The following is a 16,923-nucleotide window of genomic DNA, read 5'->3' as shown; positions in this document are numbered from 1 at the left end:
CTCTAGCGGCCCAGTCGCCGTCAGTCGTGGCCAGACGGCGGTCAGTCGGTGGTCAGTCGTTGTCGACGATGCGCGCGCCCAGGGGAAGGAGGGAGACGGGGATGAGCTTGAGGTTGGCCACGCCCATGGGGATGCCGATGATGGAGATGAACAGCGGGATCGAGGTCACCACGTGCCCGATGGCCAGCCAGATGCCGGCCACCACGCACCAGATGACGTTGCCGAGCAGGGAGAAGACGCCCGCGTCCGGGTCGCGCACGACCGTCCGGCCGAACGGCCACAGCGCGTACGCCGCGATCCTGAACGAGGCGATCCCGAAGGGGATCGTCACGATCAGGATGCAGCAGATGACGCCGGCCAGCGCGTAGCCCAGGGCCAGCCAGACGCCCGCGAACACCAGCCAGATGACGTTGAGGATTGTGCGCATGCTCACAGCATGTCACCGATCATGAGGCCGGCGTCATCCGGCGGAACCCTGGCCTCACCCCGACTTGGGCGCCCGTCCCTTCCCAGGGCCGCCGGCGAACGCCTGGGCGATCTCCATCCAGGCCCGCGCGGGGCCGGGGGTGGTCTCCAGGCCGGTGTCCGACAGGTGGATGCGCTGGGTCACGACCAGGCAGAAGTCGAGGATCGTCCCACGGACGACGTCGGCGGCCTCCTCCGGCCCCGCCGTCCACGTGCCGCCGCCTGGCAGGCTCAGCTCCACCCGTACGGGCTCCTCGGGGACGGGCAGTGCGCGCACGGCGAAACTGTAGGGCCGGGCCCTGAAGCCGATCGTCGCCACGTGCCTCAGCCGCTCCGTCGGCTCCCTGACCACGCCGAGCGCGTCGGCGACGTCCTGGCCGTGCGCCCACGTCTCCATGAGCCGCGCGGTCGCGAACGAGGCCGCCGACATCCGCTGCCCGAACCACGGGAGCCGGTCACGGGCGTCGAGCGTGGCGAACACCTCAAGGGCGCGGGCACGGGAGGCGCCGAACCAGGCGTGCAACTCGCCCGGCGGCATCCCCCGCGTCGCCTCGGCGACGTCGTCCACGGAGCCGAACCGGCCGAGCAGCGCGTCGTAGCCGGCTGAGTCGGTGGCGGCGAGCACGGCCGCGTCGTCGAACCAGGCGAGGTGGCTCACCTGGTCACGGATCGCCCACCCCTCGGCGGGGGTGGGCCGCTCCCAGTCGTCGTCCCGCAGGGGCTGGAGCAGTTCTTCGAAGGAGGCGGTCTCGGCACGCAGGTCGCCGAGCAATTCGGCCATGAGGTCCATAATGCAAGCGTGATCTGCGAGAGCTGCAAGGACAAGCGTCACGAGGACTGCCGCGGCGGCTCATGGTGCGACTGCCAGCACAAGACGGAGGAGCAGCCCCAGGAGTCGGATCTGGACTGGCCACGCCAGGGGTGAACCATCCCACACTCTGGACCCCGTCTTGGACATCCCGGACAGCCGGAGTAATCTCGAACCATGCCAGCGGACCCCATGCTCGTCGGTCGACGCCACGTCGATCTTCAGCGTGTCCGCAGTGCCATCTGTTGCGACGCCCGCTAACTCACTTGTTTCTCTACCGCTGAGCGCGTCGCATTCTTCCTCTCCAGCCCTGCCCTCGATGATGAGGCCAGGTGGGAACACCGCGCGCGCCCATGAATCGAAGGACGCGCAATGAGCACCCCTGCCAGCCGCACTCCTGCCAGCCGGCACCACAAACGCCCGCGCGGCGAAGGCCAGTGGGCCCTCGGCTACCGCGAGCCGCTCAACAAGAACGAAGAGAACAAGAAGAACGACGACGGCCTCAACGTCCGCCAACGGATCATCGACATCTACTCCAAGCGGGGCTTCGACTCGATCGACCCGGCCGACCTGCGCGGGCGCATGCGCTGGTACGGCCTCTACACGCAGCGCAGGCCCGGCATCGACGGCGGCAAGACCGCCATCCTGGAGCCCGAGGAGCTCGACGACCGCTACTTCATGCTGCGCGTGCGCATCGACGGCGGCCAGCTCGACCTGGCCCAGCTCCGTGCGATCGCCGACATCTCCAACGAGTACGCCCGCGGCACCGCCGACATCACCGACCGCCAGAACATCCAGCTGCACTGGATCGAGATCGAGTCGGTGCCCGACATCTGGGAGCGGCTGGAGGCCGTCGGCCTGTCCACCACCGAGGCGTGCGGCGACACCCCGCGCGTGATCATGGGCTGCCCGCTCGCCGGGATCGACACCGACGAGGTGATCGACGCCTCAGACCAGATCACGGAGATCTACGACCGGGTCGTCGGCAACCCGGCCTACTCCAACCTGCCGCGCAAGTTCAAGACGGCGCTGAGCGGCTGCCCGGCGCACTGCACGGTGCACGAGATCAACGACATCGCGTTCGTCGGCGTGGTCAACGAGCAGGGTGAGGCCGGCTTCGACCTGTGGGTCGGCGGCGGGCTGTCCACCAACCCGATGCTGGCCAAGCGGCTCGGCGTGTTCGTCAGCCCCGACAAGGCCGCCGACGTCCACGAGGGTGTCGTCGGGATCTTCCGCGACTACGGCTACCGGCGGCTGCGCCACCGGGCCCGGATCAAGTTCCTGGTCAACGACTGGGGGCCGGAGAAGTTCCGCGAGGTCCTGGAGACCGAATACCTCAAGGAGCGGCTGCCCGACGGGCCCGCGCCCGAGCTGCCCCGCGGCAACCGGCGCGACCACGTGGGCGTCTTCCCGCAGAAGGACGGCAACTTCTACGTCGGCTTCGCGCCCAAGGTGGGCCGGGTCGACGGCGACACCCTGCACCGGATCGCCGACATCGCCGAACGGCACGGCTCCGACCGGGTCCGCACCACGGTCGAGCAGAAGATGGTCGTCCTCGACATCGCGCCCGACCGGGTCGACTCCGTCGTGGCCGAGCTGGAGGCGGCCGACCTCCAGGTCAACCCGTCCACCTTCCGCCGCCAGACGATGGCCTGCACCGGCATCGAATACTGCAAGCTCGCCATCGTCGAGACCAAGGCCACCGCCATGGACCTGATCGACGAGCTGGAGCGGCGCCTGCCCGACTTCCAGGAGCCGCTGACCATCAACGTCAACGGCTGCCCCAACTCCTGCGCCCGCATCCAGGTGGCCGACATCGGCCTGAAGGGCCAGCTCGTCGTGGACGAGAACGGCGACCAGGTCGAGGGCTACCAGATCCACCTCGGCGGCTCGCTCGGCACCAACGCCGGGTTCGGCAGGAAGGTGCGCGGCCTCAAGACCACCGCCAAGGCGCTGCCCGACTACGTGTCGCGCGTCGTGTCCAACTACGACAGCCAGAAGAAGGAAGGCGAATCGTTCGCCGACTGGGTCCAGCGAGCAGACGAGGCCGACCTGAAATGACCACACGAGCGGTCCCCTTCCACTGCCCCTACTGCGGCGACGAGGACCTCGAGCCCTACCAGGGCGACGGCGGCTGGTACTGCCGCGCCTGCGCTCGTGCCTTCAAGCTGAAATTCCTGGGAATCGGAGTGAAGATATGACGCTGGCCGACATCGAGATCGGGTTGAGAGAGCAGCGCGACGCGCTCGACCTTCAGGACATCGTCGAGTCCGCCGCGCTGTTCCTGGAGGGCGCCCCCGCCCGCGAGATCATCCGCTGGGCGGCGGCCACGTTCGGCGACCGGCTGTGCCTGACCTCCTCGATGAGCGACGCCCTCCTCATCGACCTGGTGAGCAGGGTCAAACCCGGCGTGGACGTGTTGTTCATCGACACCGGCTACCACTTCGCCGAGACGATCGGCACGCGGGACGCCGTGCGGCAGGTCTATGACGTCAATGTGATCGACATCAAGCCGTCGCGGACGGTCGAGGAGCAGGACCGCGACCTCGGCCCCCGCCTGTTCGGCCGCAACCCCGACCTGTGCTGCTACCTGCGCAAGGTCGAGCCGCTCAACCGGGCGCTCGAACCGTACCTGGCGTGGATCTCCGGCATCCGCCGCGACGAGGCGACCAGCAGGACCGGCACCAAGGTCGTGGAGTGGGACGCCAAGCGGCAGATGGTGAAGGTCAACCCGATCGCGGCCTGGACACAGGAGGACGTCGACAACTACATCGCCGACAACGGGGTGCTGATCAACCCGTTGCACTATGACAACTACCCTTCGATCGGCTGCGCCCCGTGCACGCGGCAGGTCGCCGAGGGTGAGGATCCGCGCAGCGGACGCTGGGCGGGCCTGGGGAAGGTCGAATGCGGCATTCACCTGTGATCCCCAGTGGGGGACCCGTCCCGTTGGCAGGCGGGACGGCCCCCGGCGGCGTGCCACTGGTGGCGGTGGCCCACGGGTCGCGAGACCCGCGCGCCGCCGCCACCGTGGCCGCCTTGCTCGGCCAGGTGCCGCTGGACGTCAGGGTGGCCTATCTCGACCACAGCGCTCCCACGCTCGGCCAGGCGCTGCGCGGCCTGGAGCGGGCCGTGGTGCTGCCGCTGCTGCTCACCGAGGCCTATCACAGCCGGGTGGACCTGCCGGCCGCGCTCAACGAGGTGCGCGCCCGCGAGCCGCGCCTGCTCGTCCACTACGGCCGCACGCTCGGGCCGCATCCGGCGCTGCGCTCGGCGCTCGAACGGCGGCTGACCGAGGCGGGCGTGACCGTGGGCGACCCTGAGACGGCCGTGGTGCTGGTCTCGGCGGGTTCCAGTGACGCCAGGGCGAACGGGGTCGTCGCCGCGCTGGCGCGGGGCTGGCGGCGTTCCGGCTGGTGGACCGTCACGGCCGCGTACGCCTCCGCCGCCCGTCCCTCCCCCGCCGAGGCCGTGGCCGCGCTGCGGCGGGCGGGAGCGCCGAGAGTGGTCGTGGCCCCCTACCTGCTGGCTCCCGGCTACTTCGCCGACAAGGTGCGGCGCGAGACGCTGGAGGCGGGCGCCGAGGTGGTGGCCGACGTGCTCGGGCCCGCGCCCGAGCTGGTGGACGTGCTGCTGGAACGGTACGAGGCGGCCCAGCGGCAACCGGTGCCCCTGGCGGGCTGACCCGCGGGCCGATCGCGGCTTTCCGGCTCAGTAGCCTCGGCCCAGGTCGCGGTGGGCGTCGCGGATCTGCCTGTTCAGCTCGCGGGTGTCGGCGCGCAGCTGGCGGCCCAGCTCGCGCCAGTCCTCGCCGTGCAGCCGCCGCCAGTGCTCGCGCCAGGCGGTGAGGCGGCGCTGGAGCGGCTGGGCGTACGAGTCGCCGACCACCTTGACGTCACCCATGATCGCGTACGCCTGCACCCGCACCACCGGCACGTTCATGCCCGGAGGCGCCTGGTCCACCTTGACCTTCTTGTCGCCCATGATCGCCATGCCGTCGAGGTCCACGTTCACCCCGTCGGGGACGATGATCTTGACGTCGCCCATCACGGAGACCGCCAGGATCTCCACCCGGTCGGTGCGCACCTCGGCCTCGCGCAGGTCGAGCACGACGTCGCCCATCACCGCGACGGCCCCGAGCTCCTGATCGATGCGCCACGTGCCGCGCCGCTTGGAGTCGCCCATGACGCCGACGAACCACCGCCGCTTCCTGCCCTCCTGGGGCACGGCGGGAGCGGGGGCGGGCGTGCCGGCCGCGGGCAGGTCCTGGGTGAGCAGAGCCAGCTCGGCGTGGGTGGTGGCGGTGTAGGCCGCCTCCGTCCTGTCCGTCAGCTCGACGAGTGAGAGCCGGCCCTCGACCGAGGCGACACGGAGCTGCTCGACGACGGCCTCGCGCTCGGCGTCCGACGCGCGGAGCTCACCAGGATCAGTCATACTCGCAACATATCGCGTTTCGAGCGCCTTGAAGCTCCTACTTTGGTAGGAATCACGACACCCTGCGAACGATGCAGGTTCGGCATCGTCATTGAACCCCGGCGGGGGCCGGGTGCGTACCACGCCATGACACGGGGCCCTGGCTTGGTCCGGGGCGCGGCCGGACCAGGCTAGGGTCCCTGTCATGCATGAGGAACAGCTCTACCGCGCGGCGATGAACGGCGAGATCGAGACCGTCGGCAAGCTGCTCGCCTCCGGCGCCGATCCCAACACGCCCAGCGAGGGCGAGGAGGGCGGGCTGCCGCTGTGCGCGGCCGCCGCCAGGGACCGCACAGAGGTGGCCAGGGCGCTGCTCGACGCCGGCGCCCAGGTCGACGGCCGGGAGGACGGCGGCTGGACGGCGCTGCTCTGGGCCGCCACCAACGGACAGGCCGCGGTCGCCCGGATGCTGATCGAGGCGGGCGCCGACGTGGATGTCACCAACGACGACGGCGACACCCCGCTCGCGCTGGCCGCCAGGCGAGGCGCGCTGGGCGTGGTGCAGGTGCTGCTGGAGGCCGGGGCCGACCACGAGAAGTACGACGGCGAAGGCGACTCCCCGCTGGAGATCGCCAGTGCCTGGGTGGGCGTGCACCTGGAGAGCGCGCTGATGGACCAGTTCGAGCAGGACGACTGGGAATACGTCGTGGCCCGCCAGTACGCCAAGGACGGCACCGAGCTGATCACCGTGGCCGGACGCTCGGCCGACGGCTCCGAGAGCGACCAGGTGCAGGCCCAGCGCGGCCACGCGGCCGTCGCGACGCTCCTGGAGGACGCGGCGGGCGTCTACACCCCGATCGAGCGGCTCGTGGCGCGGGCCCTGGCCCACCGCGACATCGACGAGGACGCCGAGACCTGGTGGATCGTGGCCGACACGCTGAACAAGCGGGGCGACGAGGAGACGTACGACGCGCTGACCCGGCTGTGCCTGAGCGAGGACGCGAGGGAGCGGGAGTTCGGGGTCGACGCCATCTCCCAGTTCGGGTTCACCGAGGACGGGGAGAAGCCGTACCTCGACCGGACCCTGCCGCTGCTGCAGAAGATGGTCACCACGGAGAGCAACCCGCAGGTGCTGCGCTCGGTTCTGGCGGGGCTGGGGCACCAGGGCGATCCGCGGGCGCTGCCGTACGTGCTCGACGTCATCGGGCGGCCCGGTCACAAGCGCACGATGACCGACCCGATCGCGCTGGCCGACGTGCTGCCGCCGGACGACGAGGAGGGGCTGGCGCTGCTCATCTCGATGACCGAGGACGACGACTCCGAGATCCGCGACTGGGCCACCGCCGGGGTCGCCGGACTGGCCGCCGACACGCCCGGGATCAGGGAGGCGCTGGCGGCCCGGCTGAGCGACACCGACCTGCGCACGGTGGCCGAGGCGACCCGCGGGCTGGCCCTGCGCGGCGACGAACGGGCCGCGCAGGGGGTCGAGCGGGTGCTGGCGGAGAGCGACGACGAGTATGCCAGGGAGCTCGTCACCCGCCCCGCCGGCGAATAAGGCCGGTAGAGGCCCGTACGGCCCGTCAGCGAGCCCCGGCGCCTGGTCTCCCGGACGGACCGCCGGCGAGCCCGCGGCGCCGCCCGCCGGGCCGTCGCGGCTGTCAGTCGCCGTTGAGCACGCGGACCACCCAGTCGAGGGTCCCCGTGCTCAACGCCTCCTCGGCCAGCCGCTTGCCCGTCGTGGTCGTGAGCGCGGCCAGGGAGCTGTCGATCCAGCCCTGCACGTTCTGGTGCCCCTGCTCGCGGTATTCGACGGCCTGGATGAGGCACTCCAGCTTGTCGGCGTCGCGCGCGCAGACGGCCTCCAGGCTGGCCTTCTCCTCGTACTCGCCGACCGCGTCGCCGACCATGTCGGCCACCTCCGCCGGCACGCCCCGCATCTGGTCCGCGGTGACGTCCTCGTTGGAGGGCGGCTTGAGGTAGCGCTTGCCGATGTACGGGATGTCGGTGATGCGGGTTTCCTGCGTGTCGTGGAACAGGCTCATGAACGCGGCCCGCTCCGGGTCGGCCCCTTCCAGCCTGGCGATCACACTGGCGATGACGGCGGCGCGGAAGGAGTGCTCGGCGATGCTCTCGGGGTCGCGTACGCCCGCCACCAGCCAACCGGTCCGCTTGTAGCGCTTGAGCAGCCCGAACTCGTACAGCAGGCCCGCAAGACCTGTCACTTCGTCCGCCACGAGGACCCCCCTCTCGTCATGAGCCGAGCCTAGACGACGACCTCCGCGATCACCGGCCACCACCCCGGCCGTCGCTCCGGTCGTTCTGCTGAAATGACGGGCGCGCCGGCGATTCCCGCTATGAACCCCCAACAAGCGGTCAAATCTCCGCCGTTCACCAGGGAGCAGCGATATTCGGAAATCACGCTTTTGCGGGATATGCGGTAAATGACGCGGCAAAAGCTCTTTCAAGGGCCGGAAAGGGCGGGGGCCGAGAGGAGGATGTCCCTGGCCAGAGAGAGGTCTCCCTCCAGTTCCGCGGGAAAGTCCCCCGGGTCTCCCCTGCCACCGAGCAGGAAGCAGAACGTCACCACGTCCGCCGTGATGCGCACGTCCGGCTCGCCCGGCTCGGTGTCGGCGACGCCCAGGGCGACCCGCCACTCACCGCCGCCCGCACCCGTCAGCGTCACGTGCGCCGTGCGGCCGGTGCCGTCCATGCCGGACATGAACATCGTGAGGGGCAGCAGGCGGGCGCACAGGTCGGCCTGGAGATGGATGTGGCCGGCGACGGGGTCGGGCAGCCGGATCTCGGCCATCTGGGCCGCGTCGGCCGTGTGGATCCACGTCTCCAGGCTCCTGGCCAGGATGTGGTCGCTCGCCACCACCTCAAGGCCGTCCAGCGTGGTCAGGGTGGTGGGCGGCAGCTCGGCCAGGTGGCGGCAGAGGGCGTCGGCCTGGGCGCGCCAGTCCCTCCTGGTCTGTTCGGGGCTGCGGGCACGTTCGTAGGCTTGGAGGTCGTTCGTCCGGCTCGTCGAGTCGGGCGCGCCGATCGGCGGGCCCAGCACGGGAGCTCCGACGGAGGCGGCCAGCAGGCTGTCCTTGGCGGCCAGGTGGGCGACGAGCTCCTGCAGCGTCCAGCCCTCGACGATGACGCGCGACCAGTCGTCCTCCGCGGCCGAGGCCAGCAGGGCGTCCATGGCGGCCACGCGGCCGGCGTACGGCTCGGCCCAGGCGGCGGTGGGGGCCGCGGGCCTGCGCCGGGCCCTGGCCCCGGACAGGAGCTGGGGTCGCAACGAGTGGGCCGGCACCGCCGGGTCCTCCATCATCGCGTCCAGATAGAGACGCTCGACGGGGTCCATCACACCTCTTCCTGCGCGTGCGTGGACGCTGGGCACGTGTGCGGCGGCCCCGCGTCCGTAAGACTGCTTCCCGCGTGCGCGAACACCGGCCGCGCGTACGGCGATCCCGCCTGCGGCGATCCCGTCTGCGGCGATCCCGTCTGCGGCGATCCCGTCTGCGCCGGGCGCGCGTGCGGCGATCCCGCGTCCGGCGTGCCGTTCGCGGGCGCGAACGCCCGCCCGGCGTGCGGCGGCGCGGTGTTCATCACACTTCCTCCTCGGCGAGCGCGTCCGCCAGGCGCCGCAGCGCCAGCCGGATGCGCGATTTGGCCGTGCCCTCCGGCACGCCCAGTTCCTCTCCGACCTGCCGGTAGGTCCTGCCGCCGAAGTACGCCAGCTCGACCGCTTCCCGCAGGCCGTCGGGTAACGACGTGACCGCCTGCCGGACCCGTTCCGCCTCGTCGGCGGCGAGCACGGTGTCCTCCAGCCGCACGGGCTCGCGTTCGAACAATCTCGGGCCGAGCGCCGAGACCCTCCTGCGCTCCTCGGCGCGTACGTGATCGACCGCGCGCCGGTGGGCGATCGTGGCCAGCCAGGCACGCAGCGTGCCCCGTTCCGGGTCGTAGGCCAAAGGCCGCTCCCAGAAGACGAGGAACACCTCCTGCGTGATGTCCTCGGCGATCACCCGGTCCCTGGTGACCCGCAGGGAGAGACCGAAGATCAGCGAGGAGAGCCGATCGTAGACCTCACCCAGAGCGGACTCATCGCCGCCGACCACTCGCTGATGCAGCAGGCGGTCGTCGTACGGTGCCTCCACTGGCACCACACTCCCGTTTAATCCGGACCAAGGCGGCGGGTGCGCCGCGACCCGAGCATGTCATTATTCGCGGCAAATGTAGAGCCGGATGACGGTCGGCGTGCCTGTTTCGCCGCGCGATAAGGTCGGAAGTCCATACAGGAGGGAGCACAACGCCATGGCCACCACACGCACCGCTACCACACAGTGGAAAGGCGCCTTGCTCGACGGTTCGGGCACCGTGTCGCTCGACACGTCGGGAGTCGGCACGTTCGAGGTTTCCTGGCCGTCCAGAGCCGAGGCGGCCAACGGCAAGACCTCGCCCGAGGAGCTGATCGCCGCCGCCCACTCGTCCTGCTTCTCGATGGCGCTGTCCCACGGGCTGGCCGGGGCCGGCACGCCGCCGGAGTCGCTGCGCACGAGCGCCGACGTCACGTTCCAGCCGGGTGAGGGCATCACGGGCATCGTGCTCACCGTGCAGGGTCACGTGCCCGGCCTCACGGCCGAGCAGTTCCAGGAGGCCGCCGAGACGGCCAAGGCGAACTGCCCGGTGAGCAAGGCGCTGACGGGCACGACGATCACGCTCAAGGCCGAGCTGCTCTAGCCTCCCGCCCGCCACGGAGCCCCTCCCGACGTGGGGTTCCGTGGCTCGCGAGCGAAGCGATCGAGCCATAACAAGACCAAGACCGCTTCAGCGTGCGACAATTGGGCCACATGCGTGAGGTCTGGCCGGGCGAGCCCTATCCACTCGGCGGCACCTGGGATGGCGTTGGCACCAGTTTCTCGGTGTTCTCCGAGGTCGCCGAGCGGGTCGAGTTGTGCCTTTTCCACGATGACGGCTCCGAGGAGCGCGTCGAACTGCCCGAGGTCGACGGGTTCGTCTGGCATGGCTACCTGCCGGGTATCCAGCCGGGTCAGCGCTACGGCTATCGCGTCCACGGGCCCAACGAGCCGTCCCACGGCCACCGGTGCAACCCGGCCAAGCTGCTGCTCGACCCCTACGCCAAGGCCATCGACGGTGAGCTGACCTGGAACCAGGCGCTGTTCCCCTACTACTTCACCGATCCGACCAGGCGCAACACCGAGGACAGCGCGCCCTACATGCCGAAGAACGTGGTGATCAATCCGTTCTTCGAGTGGGGCAACGACCGGCTGCCGCGCATCCCGTACCACGAGACCGTGATCTACGAGGCCCACGTGCGCGGGCTCACCATGCGCCACCCCGACGTGCCGCCCGACCTGCGCGGCACGTACGCCGGCATCGGGCATCCCGCGATCATCGAGCACCTGCTGTCGATCGGGGTGACGGCGGTCGAGCTGATGCCGGTGCACCACTACGTTCCCGAGCACTTCCTGGTCGCGCGCGGGCTGACGAACTACTGGGGCTACAACACCATGGCCTACCTGGCGCCCCACGGCCGCTACTCCAGCGCGGGGACGCGGGGGCAGCAGGTGCTGGAGTTCAAGGCCATGGTGCGGGCGCTGCACGAGGCGGGCATCGAGGTCATCCTCGACGTGGTCTACAACCACACGGCCGAGGGCGACCACATGGGGCCCACGCTGGGCTTCAGGGGCATCGACAACGCCGCCTACTACCGGCTGCACGACGGCGACCGGCGCTACTACCTCGACTACACCGGCTGCGGCAACTCGCTCAACGTGCGCTCGCCGCACGCGCTGCAGCTCATCATGGACTCCCTGCGTTACTGGGTGCTGGAGATGCACGTCGACGGGTTCCGCTTCGACCTGGCCTCGGCGCTGGCCAGGGAGCTGCACGACGTCGACCGGCTGAGCGCGTTCTTCGACCTGATCCAGCAGGATCCGGTGATCTCGCAGGTCAAGCTGATCGCCGAGCCGTGGGACGTCGGTCCAGGCGGCTACCAGGTCGGGAACTTTCCGCCCCTGTGGACGGAGTGGAACGGCAAATATCGCGACATCGTACGAGATTTCTGGCGGGGCACCCACTCGGCCCTGCCCGAGTTCGCCTCCCGCCTGACCGGCTCCGCCGACCTGTACGAGTCCTCCGGCCGCCGCCCCGTCGCCTCGATCAACTTCGTCACCTGCCACGACGGCTTCACCCTCGCCGACCTGGTCTCCTACGACCACAAGCACAACGAGGACAACGGCGAGGACAACCGCGACGGCACCAACGACAACCGCTCCTGGAACTGCGGCGCGGAGGGCCCGGTCGAGGACCCGGAGATCGTCACGCTGCGCCGCCGCCAGCGCCGCAACTTCCTGGCCACGCTGTTCCTGTCGCAGGGCGTGCCCATGCTGTCCCACGGCGACGAGATCGGCCGCACCCAGCGCGGCAACAACAACGCCTACTGCCAGGACAACGAGCTGGCCTGGGTCGACTGGTCGATGGTGCGGCCCGAGTCCGATCTGCTCGACTTCGTCCGCGCGCTGTCGAAGCTGCGCCGCGAGCATCCCGTCTTCCAGCGCCGCCGCTTCTTCCACGGCCGCCACCCCGACAACGGCAAGCGGGACCTGGTCTGGCTCACGCCCGGCGGGCGCGAGATGACGGCGGGCGACTGGCACATCAGCTACGCCAAGTCGCTGATGGTCTATCTGAACGGCGAGGCGATCACCGAGCCGGGGCCGCGCGGCGAGCGGATCGTCGACGACTCCTTCCTGCTGCTGATCAACGCCCACCACGAGAACATGCCGTTTACGCTGCCCGGCGAGGAGTTCGGCACGGCGTGGCTGCCGGTGCTCGACACCAACCACGACACGGTCGAGGACGCGTTCCTCGACGAGCGCTGGCTGCCCAACGCCGTGGTGGCCGTCACGGCCCGCTCGCTCCAGGTGCTGCGCCAGCCCAGACAGCCCAACCCCTGACCAGAGGCCCCGCGCTCCCCTCGGGGTTGATTGTCGGTGCGGTGTGCCAAGGTAGAGGAGTGCGGCGCATCTATCCCGACATACAGGACAACCCGGACATCGTGCAGGCGTACGCCTATCCCGAGGGCCGTCCGTGGCTGCGGCTCAACATGGTGTCCAGCGCCGACGGCGCGGCCTGGCTCGACGGGCGCTCCGGCGGGCTGTCCAGCAAGGGTGACAAGCGCATCTTCCAGACCCTGCGCGGCCTGGCCGACGTCATCGTCGCGGGGGCCGCGACCGTCCGCAAGGAGAAGTACGGCCCGGTGCCGCCGCGCGAGTGGTGGGCGGAGATCAGGCGGGGCCGGCCCGAGGTGCCGCCGATCGCCGTGATCACCCGCAGCCTCGATCTCGACCTCGACGGCGAGCTGTTCACCAGCGCGCCCAGCAGGACCATCGTGATCACCTGCGAGGCCGCCCCGCACGAGCGGCGCAAGACGGCGGCCGAGCGGTCCGACCTGATCGTGGCCGGCGAGCAGGGCGTCGACCTGCGGCGGGCGGTGGCCGCGCTGCACGACCGGGGCCTGACCAGGGTGCTGTGCGAGGGCGGCCCCCGGATCAACGCCCAGCTCTCGGCCGACGGCCTGGTCGACGAGCTGTGCCTGACGATCAGCCCGCTGCTGGTCGGGGGCGGCGCGGCCCGCATCCAGAACGGCGAGCCGGCCCAGACGGCACTTGAACTCAGTCAGGTGCTGGAAGAGGAGGGGGTCCTCTTCTGCAAGTACACGAGGGAGCAGAGCCATGACCGACCGGACGCCGAGCCCGACTCCGGAGCCTGACCTGGACGCGACCACGCCGCCGGAGGCCGATGCGGACGCGACCGCACCTGCGGCGGCGCCGTCACCGAAGGCTCAGGCGGCCGAGAAGGCCGCACCGGAGCCTGAAGCCGAGCCGGAGCCGGTGCCCAATCTGCCGGTGCGGCCGCCGGTGGCGCCGATGCTGGCCAAGCCGGTCAAGGCCATGCCCAAGCAGGACGGCACGCTGTTCTACGAGCCGAAGTGGGACGGCTTCCGCTGCATCGTCTTCCGCGACGGCGACGAGGTCTACCTGGGCAGCCGCAACGAGCGTCCGTTCACGCGCTACTTCCCCGAGCTGGTCGAGGCGGTGCGGGCCGAGCTGCCCGACAAGGTCGTCGTGGACGGCGAGATCGTGCTGCCCATGGGCTCCCAGCTCGACTTCGACGCGCTGCAGCAGCGCATCCACCCGGCCAAGTCGCGGGTGACCATGCTGTCGGAGCGCACACCCGCCCAGTTCGTCGCCTTCGACCTGCTGGCGGTGGGCGACGAGTCGCTGCTTGAGGCGCCGTTCGCGGAGCGGCGGGCCCGGCTGGAGCAGCTCTTCCCCGAGGACAAGAGCGGGTCCGTCCGGCTCACACCGGTCACGACCAACGAGGAGCAGGCGGGCGAGTGGTTCGAGATGTTCGAGGGGGCCGGGCTCGACGGCATCATCGTCAAGCCGGGTGACCAGCCGTACGTGCCCGACAAGCGCACGATGTTCAAGGTCAAGCACGAACGCACCGCCGACGTCGTGATCTGCGGCTACCGGGAGCACAAGTCGGGTCCGATCGTGGGCTCGCTGCTGCTCGGCCTCTACGGCGACGACGGGCGGCTGCATCACGTGGGCGTGGCGGCCTCGTTCCCGATGAAGCGCAGGGCCGAGCTGGTCGAGGAGATCAGGCCGTACCTCGCCGAGCTGAGCGAGCATCCCTGGGGCCACTGGGCCGAGCAGGCGACGGCCAACGCCGGCCAGCCGGCCGCCGGGCCCGCGACGGGCGGGCAGCGGGTGCCCGGGGCGGTGTCGCGGTGGAACGCCAAGAAGGACCTGTCGTTCATCCCGCTGCGGCCCGAGCTGGTGATCGAGGTGGCCTACGACCAGATGGAGGGCGACCGGTTCCGGCACACCGCGCAGTTCCGACGGTGGCGGCCCGACCGTACGCCCGAATCATGCACGTATGAGCAGTTGGAGCGTCCAGTCAGTTACAACCTCGATGACATCCTTGCCCGATAGCCGATAATCCCGTTATATCTCGACATATGACTACTGGGGATGAACTACGAGCCGCCGTGTCCGCGCGTCGCGACCTCGGGCCGGAGTTCGAGGACGCGGTCGTGGAGTCGTTCCTCGACCGGATGGGCACCGAGATCGACCGGCGGGTGGACGAACGCGTGGCCCAGCTCACCCCGGAGGCCGGCAAGGCGGCCCGCTCGGGACCGACGGAGGCGCAGCGACTGGCCCTGGCCATCATCTCGATGGCCCTGGGCACGATCATGACCCTGGTCCTGATCTTCGCGGACCGGGCCAACGGGCTCTTCTGGATCTGGCTCGGGATCGTCATAGTGAACGGGATCTACAACTCCGGCAAGAAGAGCTGACCCGACACGTGTGACCCGGCAGCCGGCCGGGTGCTCGGCAAGCCCGCACTGCCGAGCCGTCCCTCGCGCGTGATCGGGTGCTCGGCAGGCCCGCACCCCTCGCGCGTGATGAGAGCTCTCAGCTGAGAGCCTTGAGGTTGACCACCCAGATGACATCGCCCGCGCTTCTCGCCAGGAGCCGCCGGCCGGTGCCGGAGGGCGGGACTTCGTGCGAGCCCGGCGGGTCGAAGCCGGCGCTCGCTCCCGTGGTGAGGTCGAACAGCCGCCGCCCGTCGTCCAGGACGGCGAACCGGTTCAGGGCCGGGGGCTCCGTACTGGCGCCGGGCAGCGGCACCGTCCGTGAGCCGTCCGTCCGCCGGGCGAACGGCTTGCCCGCCCTGTCTTCGCGGATGCACCAGTCGGACGAGCACAGGTGCAGCGGAGCATGCAGGCACGCGGACGACGCGCACAGATCTGCCGCCAGTCGCCGCTTCTCTCCCGTCACGACATTGAGCAACTCGGCCGGTTCCTGACCGAGGACGGCAGGCTCGGTCGCGAGCATCACCCACGGCAGGTCCAGCGCGAGGGCGTTCTCGGCGCCGGGTATCGGCTGGGGCGGGCCGCCGGTGAGTGCCGTTCGACGGGCGCCGGCTCCGTCGAGCATGATCAGGTCGTCGCCGATGAGGTCGAAGGGGCCCCCGAGCGTCGGCGGCAGCTTGCGCGGCGTGCCCCCGGGCAGCGGCACCGTCCAGTACTCGGGGAGACCGAGCTTCCTGAGTGCTGAATCCGCCTGCTCCAGCGCTCTGTCGACGGGATCGGCCGGCCTGCTCTTCCGCTCGGCGTCGCCCTGCTGGACGTTGACCTTCCAGACGACGTGCCGTTCGTTGGCTCGTACGTCGCGGATGTCGACCGGGGCGGGCAGTCGCACCACGGGAGTGATCTCGCCGGTGGACGCGTCATACCTGTCGAAGCCGCGTTCGGTGACCAGCAACAACCGGTGAGCGTCTATCGCCTCGATTCCCTCGTACGTGTGGCCGTCCGGGGAACGGGCCGGAACCTTCACGGTCGCCCGGGTGACGCGTTCGGCCAGGTTCGACGCGGTGGGGCCGGGTGTCGCCGCCGGCAGGGATGTCAGCGAAGCCGGCCTGACCACGGCGGTGACGACGCCCACGACGACGGCGACGGCGCACGCGGCCAGGGCCGCTCCGGCGCGGCGGCGCCTGCGGCGGCGGCGCAGGGCGTCGATTCCGGCGAGCAGATCCTCGGGCGGCCCGCACTTGGCCGCCGCGTTCAGCGTTTTCGTCAGCTCATCCTCGAACATCGATGTCCCCTGCGTGTTCGCGGTTCCAACCGGTCTTGAGCTTGTCGAGCGCCCGTGCGGCCTGGCTGCGCACCGTGCCCCTGGACACCCCCAGCGCATCGGCGATCTCCTCGTCGGAGAGGTCGCAGTAGTAGCGCAGGACGATGACCGCGCGCTGGCGCGGGGGTAATCGCGTCACCAGGCGCCACAGCCCCGGTTCGCCGTCGAAGCGGGCGATGTCGGCGTCGGCGATGCCCTCTTCGGGAACTCTGCCGACCAGACGTTCCCGCTTGATCCGGCGCCAGGCGCTGATGTGCAGCCGCGCCATGGTGATGCGGACGAATCCTTCGGGGTCCTGCTTCTTGCGCACCCTCGACCAGGAGCCGCTGAGTTTCAGCAGCGCCTCCTGGGCCAGGTCGGCGGCATCGTGCGGGTTGCCGGTGAGCACGAGCCCGTAGCGCAGCAAGGCGGGCCCGCGGATCTGTACGAACTCCGTCATACTCCCCGGCTGCTCCACATCCGTCACCTTTCATCTCTTTCCCGCCCAGGACGCGAGGCGAGACCCTGGCTGTTGCACATTCC

Annotated in this window: 20 protein-coding genes; 11 read left to right on the top strand and 9 right to left on the bottom strand. The window is 70.3% G+C overall.

Annotated features, from left to right (window positions below; all coding sequences use genetic code 11):
* Positions 1-52: 52 nt before the first annotated feature.
* Positions 53-427 carry a YccF domain-containing protein gene (locus AB0C27_RS16930; protein ID WP_357844394.1) on the bottom strand — a complete coding sequence of 125 codons (375 nt, stop codon included), beginning with the start codon at positions 425-427 and terminating at the stop codon, positions 53-55.
* A 54-nt stretch (positions 428-481) separates the two neighbouring features.
* Positions 482-1,246 carry a TIGR03084 family metal-binding protein gene (locus AB0C27_RS16925; RefSeq protein WP_357844391.1) on the bottom strand — a complete coding sequence of 255 codons (765 nt, stop codon included), beginning with the start codon at positions 1,244-1,246 and terminating at the stop codon, positions 482-484.
* A gap of 18 nt (positions 1,247-1,264) precedes the next feature.
* On the opposite strand from AB0C27_RS16925, the gene AB0C27_RS16920 reads away from it, so the two are divergent.
* The 5 genes from AB0C27_RS16920 (at position 1,265) to AB0C27_RS16900 (ending at position 4,957) form a co-directional block, all read left to right on the top strand.
* Positions 1,265-1,390: a hypothetical protein gene (locus AB0C27_RS16920; RefSeq protein ID WP_326638150.1), complete on the top strand. Its 126-nt coding sequence runs from the start codon at positions 1,265-1,267 to the stop codon at positions 1,388-1,390.
* 60 nt (positions 1,391-1,450) lie between these two features.
* Positions 1,451-1,534: a putative leader peptide gene (locus AB0C27_RS16915; RefSeq protein ID WP_311132608.1), complete on the top strand. Its 84-nt coding sequence runs from the start codon at positions 1,451-1,453 to the stop codon at positions 1,532-1,534.
* Between the two features lie 111 nt (positions 1,535-1,645).
* Entirely contained in the window at positions 1,646-3,334 is a 1,689-nt protein-coding gene (locus tag AB0C27_RS16910) for a nitrite/sulfite reductase (protein ID WP_357844388.1), read from the top strand.
* A gap of 136 nt (positions 3,335-3,470) precedes the next feature.
* The gene (locus AB0C27_RS16905) at positions 3,471-4,199 is read left to right on the top strand and encodes a phosphoadenylyl-sulfate reductase (RefSeq protein WP_357844385.1); all 729 of its coding nucleotides are present in this window, start codon (positions 3,471-3,473) and stop codon (positions 4,197-4,199) included.
* Positions 4,200-4,222: 23 nt separating this feature from the next.
* Positions 4,223-4,957, top strand: coding sequence for a sirohydrochlorin chelatase (locus tag AB0C27_RS16900; protein ID WP_357844381.1), 735 nt, complete (start codon positions 4,223-4,225; stop codon positions 4,955-4,957).
* 27 nt (positions 4,958-4,984) lie between these two features.
* Here AB0C27_RS16900 and AB0C27_RS16895 read toward each other — a convergent pair whose 3' ends face one another.
* Positions 4,985-5,707, bottom strand: coding sequence for a DUF1707 domain-containing protein (locus AB0C27_RS16895; RefSeq protein WP_357844378.1), 723 nt, complete (start codon positions 5,705-5,707; stop codon positions 4,985-4,987).
* Positions 5,708-5,891: 184 nt separating this feature from the next.
* Between AB0C27_RS16895 and AB0C27_RS16890 the strand changes: the two genes are divergently transcribed.
* Positions 5,892-7,241 (top strand): ankyrin repeat domain-containing protein, encoded by a 1,350-nt coding sequence (locus AB0C27_RS16890; RefSeq protein ID WP_357844375.1) that lies wholly within the window; start codon positions 5,892-5,894, stop codon positions 7,239-7,241.
* A 103-nt stretch (positions 7,242-7,344) separates the two neighbouring features.
* Here AB0C27_RS16890 and AB0C27_RS16885 read toward each other — a convergent pair whose 3' ends face one another.
* The 4 genes from AB0C27_RS16885 to AB0C27_RS16870 form a co-directional block, all read right to left on the bottom strand.
* The gene (locus AB0C27_RS16885) at positions 7,345-7,920 is read right to left on the bottom strand and encodes an HD domain-containing protein (protein WP_346101114.1); all 576 of its coding nucleotides are present in this window, start codon (positions 7,918-7,920) and stop codon (positions 7,345-7,347) included.
* A 227-nt stretch (positions 7,921-8,147) separates the two neighbouring features.
* The gene (locus AB0C27_RS16880; RefSeq protein WP_357844371.1) at positions 8,148-9,038 is read right to left on the bottom strand and encodes a maleylpyruvate isomerase family mycothiol-dependent enzyme; all 891 of its coding nucleotides are present in this window, start codon (positions 9,036-9,038) and stop codon (positions 8,148-8,150) included.
* Positions 9,038-9,283 carry a hypothetical protein gene (locus tag AB0C27_RS16875; RefSeq protein WP_357844368.1) on the bottom strand — a complete coding sequence of 82 codons (246 nt, stop codon included), beginning with the start codon at positions 9,281-9,283 and terminating at the stop codon, positions 9,038-9,040. Before AB0C27_RS16875 ends, AB0C27_RS16880 begins: the two co-directional genes overlap by 1 nt.
* Positions 9,283-9,840: a sigma-70 family RNA polymerase sigma factor gene (locus AB0C27_RS16870; RefSeq protein WP_219911586.1), complete on the bottom strand. Its 558-nt coding sequence runs from the start codon at positions 9,838-9,840 to the stop codon at positions 9,283-9,285. Before AB0C27_RS16870 ends, AB0C27_RS16875 begins: the two co-directional genes overlap by 1 nt.
* A 151-nt stretch (positions 9,841-9,991) precedes the next feature.
* On the opposite strand from AB0C27_RS16870, the gene AB0C27_RS16865 reads away from it, so the two are divergent.
* The 5 genes from AB0C27_RS16865 to AB0C27_RS16845 all read left to right on the top strand — a co-directional run bounded on the left by AB0C27_RS16865 (position 9,992) and on the right by AB0C27_RS16845 (position 15,062).
* Positions 9,992-10,417: an OsmC family protein gene (locus tag AB0C27_RS16865; RefSeq protein ID WP_346101117.1), complete on the top strand. Its 426-nt coding sequence runs from the start codon at positions 9,992-9,994 to the stop codon at positions 10,415-10,417.
* A 110-nt stretch (positions 10,418-10,527) separates the two neighbouring features.
* Positions 10,528-12,654, top strand: a complete 2,127-nt coding sequence (glgX, locus tag AB0C27_RS16860; RefSeq protein WP_357844363.1) for a glycogen debranching protein GlgX — start codon at positions 10,528-10,530, stop codon at positions 12,652-12,654.
* 59 nt (positions 12,655-12,713) lie between these two features.
* Complete coding sequence (locus tag AB0C27_RS16855) at positions 12,714-13,469, top strand: pyrimidine reductase family protein (RefSeq protein ID WP_357844360.1); 756 nt, start codon at positions 12,714-12,716, stop codon at positions 13,467-13,469.
* Positions 13,432-14,697: an ATP-dependent DNA ligase gene (locus AB0C27_RS16850; protein ID WP_357844357.1), complete on the top strand. Its 1,266-nt coding sequence runs from the start codon at positions 13,432-13,434 to the stop codon at positions 14,695-14,697. The genes AB0C27_RS16855 and AB0C27_RS16850 overlap by 38 nt, the downstream gene beginning before the upstream one ends.
* A gap of 26 nt (positions 14,698-14,723) precedes the next feature.
* On the top strand, positions 14,724-15,062 hold the full coding sequence (locus tag AB0C27_RS16845; RefSeq protein WP_357844354.1) for a hypothetical protein: 339 nt from the start codon (positions 14,724-14,726) through the stop codon (positions 15,060-15,062).
* Between the two features lie 118 nt (positions 15,063-15,180).
* On the opposite strand, the gene AB0C27_RS16840 is transcribed toward AB0C27_RS16845, so the two are convergent.
* Both AB0C27_RS16840 and AB0C27_RS16835 read right to left on the bottom strand, forming a co-directional pair.
* The gene (locus AB0C27_RS16840) at positions 15,181-16,362 is read right to left on the bottom strand and encodes a hypothetical protein (protein ID WP_357844351.1); all 1,182 of its coding nucleotides are present in this window, start codon (positions 16,360-16,362) and stop codon (positions 15,181-15,183) included.
* Positions 16,349-16,840 carry a SigE family RNA polymerase sigma factor gene (locus AB0C27_RS16835; protein ID WP_357844349.1) on the bottom strand — a complete coding sequence of 164 codons (492 nt, stop codon included), beginning with the start codon at positions 16,838-16,840 and terminating at the stop codon, positions 16,349-16,351. Before AB0C27_RS16835 ends, AB0C27_RS16840 begins: the two co-directional genes overlap by 14 nt.
* Between the last annotated feature and the right edge of the window lie 83 nt (positions 16,841-16,923).

This window comes from Nonomuraea sp. NPDC048882 (assembly GCF_040649755.1).
Lineage (GTDB): Bacteria > Actinomycetota > Actinomycetes > Streptosporangiales > Streptosporangiaceae > Nonomuraea > Nonomuraea maheshkhaliensis.
This window is presented reverse-complemented; position numbering and strand designations above follow the sequence as displayed.

What these genes read in the sequence shown, in the direction of transcription:
- AB0C27_RS16895 (WP_357844378.1), bottom strand. Translation starts at nt 5,707, where the DNA reads ATGACTGATCCTGGTGAGCTCCGCGCGTCGGACGCCGAGCGCGAGGCC.
- AB0C27_RS16890 (WP_357844375.1), top strand. Translation starts at nt 5,892, where the DNA reads ATGCATGAGGAACAGCTCTACCGCGCGGCGATGAACGGCGAGATCGAG.
- AB0C27_RS16930 (WP_357844394.1), bottom strand. Translation starts at nt 427, where the DNA reads ATGCGCACAATCCTCAACGTCATCTGGCTGGTGTTCGCGGGCGTCTGG.
- AB0C27_RS16840 (WP_357844351.1), bottom strand. Translation starts at nt 16,362, where the DNA reads ATGTTCGAGGATGAGCTGACGAAAACGCTGAACGCGGCGGCCAAGTGC.
- glgX (WP_357844363.1), top strand. Translation starts at nt 10,528, where the DNA reads ATGCGTGAGGTCTGGCCGGGCGAGCCCTATCCACTCGGCGGCACCTGG.
- AB0C27_RS16910 (WP_357844388.1), top strand. Translation starts at nt 1,646, where the DNA reads ATGAGCACCCCTGCCAGCCGCACTCCTGCCAGCCGGCACCACAAACGC.
- AB0C27_RS16845 (WP_357844354.1), top strand. Translation starts at nt 14,724, where the DNA reads ATGACTACTGGGGATGAACTACGAGCCGCCGTGTCCGCGCGTCGCGAC.
- AB0C27_RS16905 (WP_357844385.1), top strand. Translation starts at nt 3,471, where the DNA reads ATGACGCTGGCCGACATCGAGATCGGGTTGAGAGAGCAGCGCGACGCG.
- AB0C27_RS16875 (WP_357844368.1), bottom strand. Translation starts at nt 9,283, where the DNA reads ATGAACACCGCGCCGCCGCACGCCGGGCGGGCGTTCGCGCCCGCGAAC.
- AB0C27_RS16915 (WP_311132608.1), top strand. Translation starts at nt 1,451, where the DNA reads ATGCCAGCGGACCCCATGCTCGTCGGTCGACGCCACGTCGATCTTCAG.
- AB0C27_RS16880 (WP_357844371.1), bottom strand. Translation starts at nt 9,038, where the DNA reads ATGGACCCCGTCGAGCGTCTCTATCTGGACGCGATGATGGAGGACCCG.
- AB0C27_RS16925 (WP_357844391.1), bottom strand. Translation starts at nt 1,246, where the DNA reads ATGGCCGAATTGCTCGGCGACCTGCGTGCCGAGACCGCCTCCTTCGAA.
- AB0C27_RS16835 (WP_357844349.1), bottom strand. Translation starts at nt 16,840, where the DNA reads ATGACGGAGTTCGTACAGATCCGCGGGCCCGCCTTGCTGCGCTACGGG.
- AB0C27_RS16865 (WP_346101117.1), top strand. Translation starts at nt 9,992, where the DNA reads ATGGCCACCACACGCACCGCTACCACACAGTGGAAAGGCGCCTTGCTC.
- AB0C27_RS16850 (WP_357844357.1), top strand. Translation starts at nt 13,432, where the DNA reads ATGACCGACCGGACGCCGAGCCCGACTCCGGAGCCTGACCTGGACGCG.